We start from the raw sequence: 558 nt of genomic DNA, 5'->3' as shown, positions 1-558 counted from the left end.
AACTGGTGCGGGTAATTGCGGGCGCGGCTTTCGGGGTCGGCGATTTGCACGCTCTCCAGCGACTCGACCACCCGTTTTCAGGTGGAGGTCAGCCCGGCAGGCTGGTGCAGATCAATCGCTTCGGCAATCTGGTCGCCGATGGTATAGACGGGGTTGAGCGAGGTCATCGGGTCCTGGAAAATCATGGCAATCTTGCCGCCGCGGATGGCACGCATTTCGTCGGGCGATTTTTTCAGAAGGTCTTCGCCGTCGAAGAGAATCTCACCCGCCGTAATTTTGCCGGGCGGTTCCGGAATCAGGCGCAGGATACTTAAACCCGTCACGCTCTTGCCGCAGCCCGATTCACCTACCAGACCGAGCGTTTCGCCGCGTTCTACCCGCAGGTTGATTCCATCCAGAACGCGTGCCAGCCCTTCGTCGGATTGGAAGTGGACGTGGAGGTTTTTGATTTCGAGAAGAGGGGGTGCCATAGGGTTTTTGAAAGGGTTCACCACAGAGAACACAGAGTTCACGGAGATTTTTCCGATTTGTCGGGATAGCGAGGTGGTTTTCCCCTCA

At 57.2% G+C, this 558-nt stretch carries 1 protein-coding gene; it reads right to left on the bottom strand.

Annotation, left to right across the window (positions count from 1 at the left end):
- Positions 1-77: 77 nt before the first annotated feature.
- Positions 78-558, bottom strand: a 481-nt coding sequence (locus tag NZ585_14835; GenBank protein MCS7081307.1) for an ATP-binding cassette domain-containing protein, incomplete at its 5' end; no start/stop codon positions are given.

The sequence above is a fragment of the Chloracidobacterium sp. genome (assembly GCA_025057975.1).
GTDB lineage: Bacteria > Acidobacteriota > Blastocatellia > Chloracidobacteriales > Chloracidobacteriaceae > Chloracidobacterium.
This window is presented reverse-complemented; position numbering and strand designations above follow the sequence as displayed.